Source organism: Rhizobium sp. P2_G9 (assembly GCF_056403475.1).
This window is the reverse complement of sequence record NZ_JBFUFK010000031.1, coordinates 1-12,929: the sequence shown is the minus strand read 5'-3', so window position 1 is coordinate 12,929 and position 12,929 is coordinate 1. Positions and strand designations below refer to the sequence as shown.

The 12,929-nt window shown below is 62.2% G+C and carries 14 protein-coding genes and 1 pseudogene; 7 read left to right on the top strand and 8 right to left on the bottom strand.

Annotated features, from left to right (window positions below):
* Positions 1 to 172 precede the first annotated feature (172 nt).
* Positions 173 to 1,429, top strand: a complete 1,257-nt coding sequence (locus tag AC1DYF_RS23830; protein WP_477879256.1) for a tyrosine-type recombinase/integrase — start codon at positions 173 to 175, stop codon at positions 1,427 to 1,429.
* Here AC1DYF_RS23830 and AC1DYF_RS23825 read toward each other — a convergent pair.
* Both AC1DYF_RS23825 and AC1DYF_RS23820 read right to left on the bottom strand, forming a co-directional pair.
* Complete coding sequence (locus AC1DYF_RS23825; protein WP_477879255.1) at positions 1,419 to 1,688, bottom strand: helix-turn-helix transcriptional regulator; 270 nt, start codon at positions 1,686 to 1,688, stop codon at positions 1,419 to 1,421. The two genes, AC1DYF_RS23830 and AC1DYF_RS23825, sit on opposite strands and share 11 nt — an antisense overlap.
* Positions 1,689 to 1,821: 133 nt before the next feature.
* Positions 1,822 to 2,241, bottom strand: a complete 420-nt coding sequence (locus AC1DYF_RS23820; RefSeq protein WP_477879254.1) for a hypothetical protein — start codon at positions 2,239 to 2,241, stop codon at positions 1,822 to 1,824.
* Between the two features lie 25 nt (positions 2,242 to 2,266).
* Here AC1DYF_RS23820 and AC1DYF_RS23815 point away from each other — a divergent pair, with 25 nt between their 5' ends.
* Together AC1DYF_RS23815 and AC1DYF_RS23810 are read left to right on the top strand one after the other, a co-directional pair.
* Positions 2,267 to 3,319, top strand: coding sequence for a LysR substrate-binding domain-containing protein (locus tag AC1DYF_RS23815; RefSeq protein ID WP_477879253.1), 1,053 nt, complete (start codon positions 2,267 to 2,269; stop codon positions 3,317 to 3,319).
* Positions 3,316 to 4,110: an SDR family NAD(P)-dependent oxidoreductase gene (locus tag AC1DYF_RS23810; protein WP_477879252.1), complete on the top strand. Its 795-nt coding sequence runs from the start codon at positions 3,316 to 3,318 to the stop codon at positions 4,108 to 4,110. Before AC1DYF_RS23815 ends, AC1DYF_RS23810 begins: the two co-directional genes overlap by 4 nt.
* A gap of 91 nt (positions 4,111 to 4,201) precedes the next feature.
* Here the strand turns inward: AC1DYF_RS23810 and AC1DYF_RS23805 are convergent, their stop codons facing one another.
* Complete coding sequence (locus AC1DYF_RS23805; protein WP_477879251.1) at positions 4,202 to 5,431, bottom strand: TetR/AcrR family transcriptional regulator; 1,230 nt, start codon at positions 5,429 to 5,431, stop codon at positions 4,202 to 4,204.
* Between the two features lie 137 nt (positions 5,432 to 5,568).
* On the opposite strand from AC1DYF_RS23805, the gene AC1DYF_RS23800 reads away from it, so the two are divergent.
* The 4 genes from AC1DYF_RS23800 to AC1DYF_RS23785 all read left to right on the top strand — a co-directional run bounded on the left by AC1DYF_RS23800 (position 5,569) and on the right by AC1DYF_RS23785 (position 9,258).
* Positions 5,569 to 6,357 (top strand): enoyl-CoA hydratase/isomerase family protein, encoded by a 789-nt coding sequence (locus AC1DYF_RS23800; RefSeq protein WP_477879250.1) that lies wholly within the window; start codon positions 5,569 to 5,571, stop codon positions 6,355 to 6,357.
* A 234-nt stretch (positions 6,358 to 6,591) separates the two neighbouring features.
* A complete protein-coding gene (locus AC1DYF_RS23795) occupies positions 6,592 to 7,536 on the top strand; it encodes an alpha/beta fold hydrolase (protein WP_477879249.1) in 945 nt (314 codons plus the stop codon).
* Positions 7,537 to 7,539: 3 nt separating this feature from the next.
* On the top strand, positions 7,540 to 8,220 hold the full coding sequence (locus AC1DYF_RS23790) for an FMN-dependent NADH-azoreductase (RefSeq protein ID WP_477879248.1): 681 nt from the start codon (positions 7,540 to 7,542) through the stop codon (positions 8,218 to 8,220).
* A gap of 114 nt (positions 8,221 to 8,334) precedes the next feature.
* Positions 8,335 to 9,258 (top strand): LysR family transcriptional regulator, encoded by a 924-nt coding sequence (locus AC1DYF_RS23785; protein ID WP_477879247.1) that lies wholly within the window; start codon positions 8,335 to 8,337, stop codon positions 9,256 to 9,258.
* 33 nt (positions 9,259 to 9,291) lie between these two features.
* Here the strand turns inward: AC1DYF_RS23785 and AC1DYF_RS23780 are convergent, their stop codons facing one another.
* The 5 genes and pseudogenes from AC1DYF_RS23780 to AC1DYF_RS23760 all read right to left on the bottom strand — a co-directional run.
* Positions 9,292 to 9,534, bottom strand: a complete 243-nt coding sequence (locus tag AC1DYF_RS23780) for a DUF2274 domain-containing protein (protein ID WP_477879246.1) — start codon at positions 9,532 to 9,534, stop codon at positions 9,292 to 9,294.
* A 5-nt stretch (positions 9,535 to 9,539) separates the two neighbouring features.
* Positions 9,540 to 10,763 carry a TraB/TrbI/VirB10 family type IV secretion system protein gene (locus tag AC1DYF_RS23775; protein WP_477879245.1) on the bottom strand — a complete coding sequence of 408 codons (1,224 nt, stop codon included), beginning with the start codon at positions 10,761 to 10,763 and terminating at the stop codon, positions 9,540 to 9,542.
* Positions 10,760 to 11,809: a P-type conjugative transfer protein TrbG gene (gene trbG, locus AC1DYF_RS23770; RefSeq protein WP_477879244.1), complete on the bottom strand. Its 1,050-nt coding sequence runs from the start codon at positions 11,807 to 11,809 to the stop codon at positions 10,760 to 10,762. Before trbG ends, AC1DYF_RS23775 begins: the two co-directional genes overlap by 4 nt.
* Positions 11,806 to 12,489: a conjugal transfer protein TrbF gene (trbF, locus tag AC1DYF_RS23765; RefSeq protein ID WP_477879243.1), complete on the bottom strand. Its 684-nt coding sequence runs from the start codon at positions 12,487 to 12,489 to the stop codon at positions 11,806 to 11,808. The genes trbG and trbF overlap by 4 nt, the downstream gene beginning before the upstream one ends.
* Positions 12,489 to 12,929 (bottom strand): annotated as a pseudogene (locus AC1DYF_RS23760) (P-type conjugative transfer protein TrbL); the annotation flags it as partial. The pseudogene AC1DYF_RS23760 and the gene trbF, both read right to left, overlap by 1 nt.

Sequence of the window (12,929 nt, the reverse complement as noted above, 5' to 3'; positions counted from 1 at the left end):
GTTCGATCAGCGAATTCGCGATACCGTCAGGGCCAAGAGAGCTGCTGACGGTATTTTTTTCAGACATAACAGACTGATTTCAAAAAGGAATCATGCTTCCAGCATCGTCTGTTTTGGCCTGACGGTATAATTGGCGCTTCTCCCCGATTATGGGACGATTTTGGAGGCCCCCATGCTTACTGACACGGCGATTAAGGCACTGAAAGCACAGCGTAAATTGTATAAGGTGAGCGACCGTGACGGTATGTACGTCGTGGTGCAGCCGTCGGGTGCGATCGTGTTCCGGTACGACTACCGCCTCAACAGCCGTCGCGAGACGCTAACGCTTGGTCGGTATGGGCCAGAAGGCCTTTCGCTGGCCCGCGCTCGGGAAAAGCTGATCGATGCCAAGCGTGCCATTTCAGAGGGGAGGTCTCCGGCCCAGGAGAAGCAGCACGACAAGCGGCGGCTGAAGGAGGCGAAGAGGTTCGGCGAGTTCGGCGAGAAATGGTTCCAGGAGTCGCGCATGGCCGACAGCACGCGCGCCATGCGAAGATCGATCTACGAACGCGACATCCTACCAACGTTTCGAAACAAGCTTTTGACGGAGATCGCGCCTGACGATCTCCGCATGATGTGCGGAAAAGTGAAGGATCGCGGTGCTCCAGCTACGGCCGTCCATGTGCGGGATATCGTGAAGCTGATCTTTGCGTTCGCGATCTTACATGGCGAGAAGGTCGCCAACCCGGCGGATGAAGTTGGGCCCGCGTCTATCGCAACATTCGTACCGAAGGATCGTTCACTATCACCGGCGGAGATCCGCGTCATGCTCGGTCAGCTCGACCATGTGCCGACCCTGCCGACTATACGGCTGGGAATGAAGCTCTTCCTTTTGACGATGGTCAGGAAAAGCGAGCTGCAGGACGCGACATGGGATGAAGTCGATTTCGAGAACGCCGTCTGGTCGATCCCAAAAGAGCGAATGAAGCGGTCGAAGGCACACAACGTCTACCTGTCGGAGCAGGCAGTGGACATCTTCATCGCGCTGAAAACTTGCGCGGGCAACTCGCGCTATGTGCTTCCATCGCGATACGACGCTGACGCACCGATGTCGCGGGCGACATTCAATCGGATAACGACTGCGGTCGTCGTCAGAGCGAAAAAAGAGGGTTTGCCGCTCGAACCGTTCACTGTCCATGACCTACGACGCACAGGTTCTACCCTGCTGAACGAGCTGGGCTTCAATAGCGACTGGATCGAGAAGTGCCTGGCGCATGAGGACGGAAGATCCTCGCGTGGCGTCTATAACAAGGCGGAGTATGAGCATCAACGCCGCCATATGATGCAGGAGTGGTCCAATATGTTGGACGCCTGGGTTTTGGGTCAGAAGTATCGCCCGACGCTGCTCCCGGCCACGATGGAGTTGCTTGAGTTGGAGCCTAGTGTTTGACGGGCCGCGAACGGCGCAGCCTCACGTCAGGGCTTGGAGCAAGTTTGATTGCATTTGAGCGAGAGGCATGGCGCCGAGCATCGAGCCAGGCTTCCACTTCTGCCAAGTCCCAGACGACGCAGCGCGAGGTGAGATAGAAGCGCTGCGGGAATTCTCCTCGCTGCTCCATGTCATAGATCGTGCTGTCGGCAAGCGGTACGATCTCTCGTAGCTGCTGCCGGCGAATTGTTTTGCGGGCGACATGCGGGGCAACGCTCATACTGTATCTCCACTTCTTTGGTCTTGTGGAGATAGAAGGCGATAGATCTTCCGCTTTGAAGTCCACTCGTGAACGTGTGCGGTAATATCGGGCTATAGCGTGCATATCGGACGGGTGGTCTGGGACGCGCTACTCATCCAGGTAGCTGCGCCTTCTTGGTTGCGATAAGGCGAAGGTCCTCGAGTGCGGCAAGCCTATGTGGCTCCGCCTGATCGACATATGGCTGGCTGGTGGCAGCCTCAACGAACACGGAGAACGACGGATATTGGACGATGGCGACGTCGTCCCACTGCTCTCCATCCTCTCCGACCAGCATGCCCGCCACGGTTCCGACCCAGATCGGGCTAATGTCCTTGCCTACGTTCACCGACGCAAACGCCGGCAGGTAGTGCGAGAAATACGCCTCGCGGCCGGTGATGCCTGCTAGCGGCGAGCCGCCGGGATACCTCGCGTGCTCCCGGTACTTCAGCAGATTCACCACAAACAGCGGCTCGTCAGGACCAAAGTTCTCCTTCAGGGAGGCCACTGCGTCCAAATTCATCTCGGTTGCCATCGCTGACTCCTTTGGGAGCTAAGCTATGACCACAGGCCGTGCGGCTGTAGCCGTCAGTCTCGACCGCAAGTTCGTCCGTTCCGGATTTGCGTGGCACTCCCCATCAGCTAATGTTGACATTATGTCCGCAGCTATGTCTGAATTGTCCCTTGCCCAGTTGCGCTGCTTCGTCGCGGTCGCTGATGCAGGCAGCTTCGCTGAAGCTGGGCGACGCCTCGCGATGTCAACTTCGGCGATGTCCAAGACGATCGCGCGGTTCGAGGCGGCTCGCGGGCTCAAGCTCTTCCACCGTTCGACCCACGCGCTTTCTCTCACCGAGGAGGGCGAGGTGCTAATTGGCCCGGCACGCGAGGCAATACACGGCGTCGCCGCAGCCGAGTCCGCCTTGAGCGACCTAGCGGTTCCGGGCGCCACTGGCCGAGTGCGGATCAGCGCGGCCGTCGGCCTGATGCGGCGCCGGCTTGTTCCGCTGCTTCCGGCATTTGCCGCGGCTTGCCCCGCCATTCATCTCGACCTGCGGGCAAGCAACGAGCGCGTCGATCTCGCCGCTGATGGAATTGACATTGCGGTGCGGGGTGGTCCGCTCAACGGACTGCACGGGCACCTCGCCCAACAGTGGTTCAGCTACCCTTGGGTCGCTTGCGCGACGCCGGGTTACCTGCAGCGGCATGGCACACCCTCCACGCCGGATGAACTCACGGCACACACACTGATCGGCTTCCGCAATCAGCATAGCGGCGCGATCCGGCCTTGGCGGTTCCTACCTTCAAAGGGCAAAGGGGAGGCGATCTCGATCATGCCGCACGCTCGCTTCGCGATCGACGATGGTGAATCCGTGTGGGTCGCAGGACTATTGGGCGTCGGGATCGTGATGGCGCCACTGTGGCTGGCGGACGAGGCGCTACGATCGGGCGAAGTCGTCCCGGTTCTGCGCGACTGGCGGTGCGAGGAGACAACGGTTTCGCTCGTGCGCCGCGACCTACGTCACGGCGTTCAGAGGGTAGACGCTGTCGTCGCCTTCCTTCGGCAGCATGCGCCCGTCTTTCCCGACGTTATCAACCAACGGATCTCTCCATGACGTACCTCAACCCTCCTCCTCTGGAGTTCACCTCCAGCCGCCTTCGAGACAAGGTTGTCTTCGTCACCGGCGCTTCGAGCGGAATCGGCCAGGCGGCCGTGTCATTGTTTGCGAGCGAGGGCGCTACCGTAGTCGCTGCCGCTCGTCGCCTTGAACGCACGGAGGCTATGACCGCCGAGTTGCGCGCGCGTGGCCTTCAGGCGATCGCTGTTGCCTGCGACGTGCGCGACGAGGACTCGATCGATCGCGCAATTTCCACGGTGATAGACCGCTACGGGCGTTTGGACGGCGCTTTCAACAATGCTGGCGTGGGCGGTGCACGCAGCCCCGTCCATGAGGCTAAGGCCGAAGATTTTGATCGCATCATCGGGACCAACCTGCGCGGCGTCTTTTTGTGCATCAAGCATGAAGCTGGCGCGATGTTGAAGGCGGGCCACGGCGGATCCATCGTGAACACCTCTTCGATTGGCGGCCTCGTCGGGGCGGCTCAAAACAGTATCTACGCGGCTAGCAAGTTCGGCCTTGCCGGCATCGTTAAATGCGCGGCGCTCGATTATGCTCGTGATGGCATCCGCGTAAACGCGATCGCGCCTGGGCCGACCCGATCTGAGATGTTCGATCGCTGGATGCCGGATGAGCAATCGCGCGAGCAGATGGCAGCCCAAATGCCCATGAACTATATCGCCGACCCCGATGACATGGCTCGCTCCGCACTCTTCCTGCTGTCAGACGAGGCGCGGTGGACGACAGGGATCGTGCTCCCGTGTGACGGCGGCCGAAGTGCCGCCTAGGAGCCGACTTGTTGCTGCAGTACCGCCGCATGCTCCGGAGATCGAAGGCATCATACCGATCGGTAAAGATTCCACTATCCGTCAGCTGCGTCTAGTCTTTACCGATCGGTAGATCGGCGGAAGCGGTCCACATGGCCAAGGTGCTCTCGACGAGTCCCTCAAGCTCGCTTTGGCTTGCGCCTGCCGCCCCCTGCATGAGGATGCCGTTCATCATGGATTGGACGAAACGCACAAGGCCGTCGACATTGACGGTGGGCAGTAGGTCGCCCTCGATCTTGGCCCTTTCAAACCGGGCGGCGAGCAGATCGCGCCCGACGGCTTGGCGCCTGAGGATCTCGTTGCGGATCACTTGCGCCTCATCGCCGCCCGGCATTGAGTTAAGGACCATGAGGCAGCCGCGCGGGTGTCCCTCCGCCAGTTGGGTGCGTAGCGTCCCCCTCAGGATTGCTTCGAAAACGCCTCGCGCTGTCGGAGACTGGAGCGCTCTAGCCATGTAGTCCCCTCGAAGGGATTGATAGAGCTCGAGGGCCTTGAAGAAGAGCGCTTCTTTGTTGCCGAACGCGGCATAGAGGCTTGGGCGGGTAATTCCCATAGCCTCGGTCAGATCATTCAGCGACGCGCCGGCGAAACCCTTGGTCCAAAAGACCTTCATGGCGGCATCGAGCGCTACGTCAGCACTGAATTTTCGTGGTTCGCGAAGTTGATCAGCCGGCGTCGATCCCTTCGTTGAAGCGCTTGCCGCGGCAGCAACGTCGCTGATGGCCCGCCAGGCGGCCATCGCCTGCTCGGTAGCCTCTCGCAGGTCGCTGTGCTTTGCTCCACCGGCGGCCTTCATGGCGAGACCGCCGAGTACCGACGTCACATAGCTCGCCAACCGCGAGGCTTCAGCGCCCACGGGGAGATCACCGGCCCGCTTCGCCTCTTCGAACCGGTCTCGAAGTTTCTGTTCGGCCGATTGCCGACGATGCAGCAGCGCGGCAGGGATGTCGGCGTTCTCACTGCCCATCGCCAACCCCGCATGCACGAGAATGCGGCTGGACGTCTGCTCGGACGAGGTCGTCAGCAGGCGTTTGACGACACCTTCGGCCGTCGCGGCGGCGAGCGCCCATTCCCAGTGCTCGTCCTCGCGAGCGCTACAGCGCTTGAGAACGGCATCGAAGAGGCCGCGCTTGCTTCCGAAGGCAGCGTAAATGCTGGGAGAGTTCAAGCCCATCGCGGCCGTCAGCTCTGCCATGGTCGATCCGTCGTAGCCCCGGCGGCCGAACACGTCCGCCGCGCGATCCAGCACTTCGCTCTCTTCGAACGCACGAGGACGGGCCATTGACAAAGCGCCTTTCTGTAACGTACATAACATAACCGGTTTGGTCGCCTGTGCCAAGAGCGACGCAAAGCATCGGCGTTTTGTAGCAGGCGTTAGGCCTGTCTGGCTAGATAAGTCAGCAAATGAGGAGTTAAAACATGAGTTCGTTCCGCTTCGAGCAACACGGTGCGGTGGGCAAGCTGATCTTGCTCGGTGATGCAGACAGCGAGCCAGGGTCCGACTTTCCCTCGTCGCTGCGGGCCGCCGTTCGCCAGGCATATGCGAGCGACATCCGCGTCCTTCACTTGACGTCCGCGTCCGGCAACATTGCCGTGGCAGACGATCTGGGCGCCATCGGTGACAAGGGCTCGAAATTTCTCGAAGCGTTTGCAGCTGACATCCTGGCTTCGATCCGTCTGATCGAGGAACTGCCCGTCCCCACGGTTGCTTCGGTAGCAGGGATGGCCATGGGTGGCGGTTTCGAACTGCTCCTGGCGTTCGATTTCCTGGTCGTCGCAGAGTCGGCGATGCTCGTCCTCCCGGAAGTGTCGGTCGGCGGCATTCCAATGGCAGGCGGGGTGCAGCGGCTCGCCGATCGCGTCGGCAAAACACTCGCTACTCGCTTCGTCCTACTCTCAGAGCCAATTTTCGGAAAGGTCGCAGTCGATCTGGGTATCGCAACCCATTCAGCGCCTGACGGCAAGTTGGAGGAGGTCTCCGACGAACTCGTGCGGCATCTCGCGACGGGGCCGACCCTTGCGTACGGCAAGGCGCGTACGCTCATCCGCACTTGGGCTACCGGTGGCGTCTCGGCTGCCGACATCATCTCCACCCAACTCGGCGCTGGCATCCTCGACACCAAAGACGGCGCAGAGGGAATGGCCATTGCAGTCGCGGCTGTACGGAAACATGAGCCGATTCCGAAGATCCAGTTTTCCGGGAAGTAACTCGATCCGGCGCTGACATCGATTCTCGGAGTCAGGCAGCGGCTAGTCTGCGACCTGACCCCGAGACAGATGACAGAGAGTTCAAAGTAAAGCCGAGCACCATCTCGATCGCACGCGAACTATTATCAAACTGTGTACTTCACAGATCGATCTCAGCGGTCGCCGCATCGCGCGCGTCAATTTCACAATTCAAATGGAGCATGAAAGATGACTTTCGTGGATCGGAATAAATCGTTGAAGCAGACCTTTGTAGAAGCCAATGGCGTCAAGCTGAACGTTGTCGAGCAAGGCGAGGGCCCGGCTGTGCTGTTCGTCCACGGCTTTCCTGACGGATGGCGGGGCTGGCGCCGGCAGATGGCGGCAGTCGCGGCCGCGGGTTACCGCGCGATATCGTTCGATACGCGTGGCTATGGCGATAGCTCAAAGCCCGAAGACCCCGCGCTCTATACGGTCCTCTACAACGTCGGAGATCTCGTCGGCATCCTGACGAAACTCGGCATTGAGCGCGCCACCCTGGTCGGCCACGACTTCGGGGCGACCGTGAGCTGGAACGCGGCAGCGATGCGGCCGGATCTCTTTGACGCAGTCTTCTGCCTCAGCGTCCCGCCGGTCCTGCCGGGTGCTGGACCCAGCATGCTCGAGATGCTGAAGGCTGGCGGTAAGGAGGACGCCTTTTACATGTTCCGGCAGATGCGGCCGGAGGCCGACGAGGAGTGGGCGGACGCCGCAACGACCTGGCCCGGCATGCTCTACTGGACGTCGGGGCTGCCCAACGCTTCCGAAGCGTGGAATCCGATGGATCCGAGCAAGAGCCTCAACCGGCCGTCGCCGATCGGTATCCCGCCGTTCGCTGACCGAGAGGATGTCGAGGCGGCGATCGCTGGCTTCGAACGCGACGGCTTCCATGGACCACTCAACATCTACCGCGCCATGCAGCCTTACTTCGACCAGGCAAAAGCCTTTGCCGGGGCGAAGATCCAACAGCCCGCCTTCTTCGCGTTCGGCACAGCGGACGGGATGATGAAGATGCGAGCGCTGAAGGCGGAGGATCTCACCCCGACCGTGCCGAATCTCAAGGGGTTCCTGCCTCTCGATGGCGTGGGCCACTGGCCGCAGCTCGAAGCGTCGGAGGTCGTGAACGAGGCGTTGGTGGACTTTCTTGAGAAGAAGAAAGGCTGAAGCGTGACTACAATTTATCGTTTGGATGCAAGCATCCGTACAGTTGGTTCGCAAAGCCGTGCCGTGGCTTCAACGCTTGAGGACGCCGTCCGAGCGCAATTGGCAGGGTTGGATGTCGTGGGGCGGGACGTTGGACTCTCGCCCTTACCTGCAACGGCCTGGGCCCTGGCTGTGCAGGCCGCTCCGTTGAACCTTAGTGAACGCACGGTGGAGCAGGCGCAGGCGGCAGCGCTCGCAACCCAACTGGCCGATGAGATGCTGGCAGCAGACGCCTTCATCTTTGCGGTTCCACTCTACAATTATGGGGTTCCGCAGCACGTCAAGGCTTGGATTGACCTTCTAGTCACCGAACCGCGTTTCACCGTTAAGGTGCCGTCGCCGATCTCGAGACGTCCCGCCTATTTGATCTCGGCGCGTGGCGGCGCTTACGGGCCCGGCATGCCGAAGGACGGCTGGGACCACGCGACGCCTTGGCTTAGGCGCATCTTCGAAGACAACTGGGGATTGGACCTCCAACTCATCGATGTCGAGCTGACCCTCGCCGATGTTAATCCCGCCATGGCCTCGTTTCGGGACCTCGCGGCGTCCAATCTTAAGCAGGCGCACGCCGCCGCCAAGCAAGCGGGAGAACAGCTGGCGACGCGCCTTACAAAATCGCTGGTGCCTGAGCCGAGGCAAACGTGACAAAAAGAGGACAGGCGAATGGCACGCTGCGGAGCAAAGGGAATGCCCTTCGCAAATGGTGCGAGATGAACTCGCGCTTCGCCTACTTGGCTTGATTGCGCGACCCCGCATCCAGTGCCGGACCTCGCGCTTGATCTTCGATATCTTAAGTATGCGATCGTTGTTGCCGAGCAAGGTAGCTTTCGGCGAGCGGCCGATATCTTAAATCTGTCGCAGTCGACCGTCAGCCGGCGTATTCAGATACTCGAACGAACGCTTGGCGTGCCGCTGTTCGAGCGCAGTAGGATCGGAGCCCGGCCGACCCTTGCGGGGGAGCGCTTCATACGCGAAGCAGCCGTCAGCGCCGGACACCTGCGCCAAACCGTCAATGAAATGGCCTTAATAAAACGCGGTGAAGCGGGAGAGTTGAAGATTGGCCTGATGGCCTCTCTGGCAAGTGGATTCTTGTCCGATCTGCTCGACGCTTACCACCGGCGCTTTCCTCATGTTGATGTCAAGTTGGAGGAAGCTACCGCGCAAGCGAATGCCGCTAGCGTCTTGAACGGGCGGTTGGATGCGGCCTTTATTCCAGGCGATCCACGGCTTCCTGGATGTCAGACCCGGTATCTGTGGAGTGAAGGAATCTTCGTCGCCTTGCCCGACGGGCACCTTCTGGCGTCCTCGCGGGATATCACTTTGCAGGATGTGCGCGGCGAAGTTTTCTTGGTGACAGCCGATGCGGCCGGACCGGAGATCGAAGATTACCTCGTGCGCCAACTGTCAGGCCCAGGCTTTCGCCCAAAGATTTCGATCCAACGTGTGGGTCGGGAGAATCTGATGCATATGGTGGCAAAGGGATTCGGAATCACGCTGACATCATATTCTACGCTTGGCGCCGTATATCCGGGGGTTTCTTTTGTCCCGATCGGCGACGGTGCGGAAGTCGTAGGTTCGAGCGTCGTATGGTCTACGATCAACCAGAATCCCGCGCTTAAGGGATTGCTAGATTTGGCTGCTTCCCTCGCGAACCGGCGACAACAGGCATCTGGGCCGCCTTGATCTGCTTGGAATGATAAGCCCTGTTCGAGAGCGTCAGGCTGATCCTGATGCTGGAGCAGTTGAAGAGCTACGCCGGCTCTTAGCGAAGCCACGATCGGATGAGATGAACCGGTCGAGCATAGGCACGATGAGTTTGACAGGATTGACCAATGCGCGACCCTCCTCACGACCAAGCACCTCGGCATATGCGGTGAGATCGCGGTAGAGCGACGCCGGCAGCTCCACCGTCACTTTTACCGGCTTGTCATCTACGATAGGGCCAAGCTTCAACTTCATCCTCATCAGCCTCCATACGGTTCAAGTACGAGATCGCGCGTTACTATCACCCGCACCGGGAAGCCGGGCCGTATGGTGAGGGTCGGCGCGATGTTGAGCTGACGGCGGACGATCTGCTGGCCAGCGTCGTTGATCGTGTCCTGGCCGCCGCTGCGGATCGCGCTGATCAGTCGATCGTCGTCGTTTGTGGCCAGCTCCGCGCCGACGCTTAGCAAGGTTGAGAGCCCTGCTGCCTTTGCCAGATCCCACCAGTGATAGTCGACGCCGTCCTGGAGGCCGGCAAATCCCTCGGCATCTGCTCCTGGCTGGCGCTCGAGAACGATTGAGCGACCGTTCGGGAAGATCAGTCGGTTCCAGACAAGAAGCACGCGGCTCTGACCGAACTGCACGTTGTTGTCGTACTGGCCAACAACACGCGTGCCCTGAGGCACGAGGAGGATGCGTCCAGTCGGGCTGTCATAGATGTTCTCGGTGACCTGCGCGGTAATCTGGCCCGGCAAATCGGACCTGATGCCGGTGATCAGCGCGGCCGATATGACAGCGCCGGCCTGCAGGATGTTCGGAGATGGGGGCGCGACGACACGATCGGCCGCGACCGTGCGGCGATCCGGGGCCGCATTGAGGAAGGCGGTCTGGCGGTCCTGCGCCGTGGGCGTCGCGGGTGGTGGCGCTAGCCCCAGGCTGGTGAGATCGGGCGTCGGTGGAGCGCCGGGCGTCGCTTGCGACGGCGTCGCGGCGGCTGTCCGGGTTTCAGTGCTCGCGAACAGCCGGGCCGTGCGTGCCGCCTCCAGTTCCTGAATGCGGCGCTGCTCTTCGGGACTGACGCCCGGATTGGGGGTGGCGATGGAGGGGACAGGAACGGGCTGGCCGCGTTCCTGCGCACCGACGATCGGTCGCCCGAGATCGCCTGGCAGGGGCGGTCCAAGCCGAGGCACGCCGCTGTAGTCACGCGGCAGCCCGGCGAGCCCATCGGCGGTCGAGCGGTTTTCAGTCGAATAGAGTTCCTCGTTCGGCCGGGCGCCATCGCGGGTCTGAAGCGCATAGACGAGAGCGCCGCCGAGCCCGACGCTGGCGACGAGTCCGATTCCCGCCAGGACCTTACGCGACAGCCGAGTGACACGCGGTGGCTCGGCGCGCAGTCGCATCGGCGCGGCGTTGGCCGGCTCGCCGGTCAAGGGTTGGGTATCGTCGGCTGGCGTTTGCTCGTTCGGGGGCTCGTTATCGCTCATGATGCCGGCCTCCCGTCGGTGCGGGTGATGCGCACGCGCTTCTGGTGGTCGCTGGAGCCGAAGCGCAGTTCGGCGGCGGCAAAGAGCCGGTCGACGATCATGTGGTTGCCGCGGACGCGGTAGTTCACCAGCTCGGAGGTATTGCCCTCGGGGCCAACTATGAAGAGCGGTGGCATTTCGCCTTGGCCGATCCCGCGGGGAAACTCGATGAAGACCTGGCGGCCGTCGTCGAAGGCGCGCAGTGGTCGCCACGGCGCACGGTCGCCGTCGATGGCGTAGCGGAAATTGACGTTGGTGAGATCGACGCCGCTCGCCACCGGCTGAGAGGCCTGCGCCTCGGCGCTCTGCCGGCGCAGCGCGATAAGCTGGTCCTGCGGATATTGCCAGGAGACCGAAGCCATATAGGTGCGCTCGGTCGAGCGCAGTTCCATATGATAGGTGCGCAGGTTGGTATTGATGACGAGGTTCGTCATCAGATCGGCGCGGGTAGGCTTCACGAGGATATGGATCTGCCGGGTCGCGCCCGAACCGCTCTCGGTATCACCGATGATCCAGCGCACCGTGTCGCCGGCGGCGACGGGGCCTGAGCCGACGAGCTGTTCACCGGGCTGCAACGCGATGTCGGTGATCTGTCCGACGGCGGTATAGACCTGATAGAGCGCCCCTTGCGTGAACGGATAGACCTGCATCGAGTTGATGAAGCCGTCGCGCACCGGCTGGATGCGCGCTGCTGCATTAGCCTGGTTCACCCGCGCCGTTGGATCGGTCGGCTCCGGTATGCGCCGGGATGGCTCGACGCGCTGCAACTGGCCAGGCAGCGGCAGCGGCCGAGGCAGTTCGACTACCGTTACGGGTGCAGGCGGATCGACGGTCTGCACGGCCGGAGCGGCATTGTCATAAGAGATCTCCGGCGGCGGATTGGTGGTGGCGCAGCCGGCGAGCGCGGTCGTCGCCAGCAGGACCATAGGGAATGCGGCTCTGCGGAAAGCCGAGACTACGGATGTGTGTGAAGCCGGGTTTCCGGCTTTACGGAAATACGGCTTCATTGCCCAAGCTCCCGTGACCAGTTGATGGCGTTGACGTAGATACCGAGCGGATTCGCCCTGAGCCGGTCGGCGTTGCGCGGGATCTGCACCACGATCGTCAGGATCGCGGTCCAGCGCGTGGTCTCGGCGAGCTGGCCGTTCTCATAGCGGCGCTCGACCCAGGCGACGCGGAAGCTGTCGGGGGACGCGCGAATGACGCTGGAGACGTCGACCGCGATCTGCTGGCGGCCGACCTTCGCAAACGGGTCGTTCGACCGAGCGTAATCGTTCAGGGCCATGGCGCCGCGATCGGTCGTGAAGTCATAGGCGCGCAGCCAATTCTGACGCACGATGATCGCGTCTGCCGGGATGGAGCGGACCTGCTCGATGAACCGCGCGAGGTGGAAGGCGATTTGCGGATCGGTCGGCCGGTAGTCCGCGACGGCAGGCGCGACGGCCTGCGCCTGGCCGAGCCGATCGACCTGCACCACCCACGGCACGATCGTTCCCCGCGCCGACTGCACGACGAGCGCGGTGGCGAATCCGGCCGACAGGATCAGCGAGCCGAACGCCATCAGCCGCCAGTTCTTCGCCTGAACACGCGAGGCGCCGATCCGCTCATCCCAGACCTGGGCAGCGCGTTGATAGGGTGTCTCCGGCTCAGAAACTTTGCCGTAGTGGGTGGTTGGTCGTTTGAACATCAGCGATCGCCTTCGGAAAGGTTGACGGAGGAGCCGCCGCCGTGGGCGTCGCCTGAGCGGACGGCATGGGCCGTGGCCTGGACGGCATGGGTCATGTGTTGGGAGCGGCGCATCCGCTGGGCCCAGGCCGGCGGACCGCCGGCGGTTGGGGAACCGGCGGCGGCGGCGTCACCGGCCGCGTCGCCGCCGATCGAGCCAGCGGTGGAAGTGCCGCCCGTCGCCTCGAAGGTGGCCTTGCCGCCAGCATTGAAGCTGGAGCGCATGCTTTCGGCGGCCCGCGAGGCAGCGCGGCGCAGTGGTGAGACGGCGGCGCTACCGCCGGCACGGGCGACCCCGCCAAGGCCGGACGCGACACCCGACGCACCGGACTGGCCGGCTGCGCCGAGGCTGTAGGCGGTGGACGCGCCGCCAGCGATCGCAGCACCGCCGCGAGCGGCGGC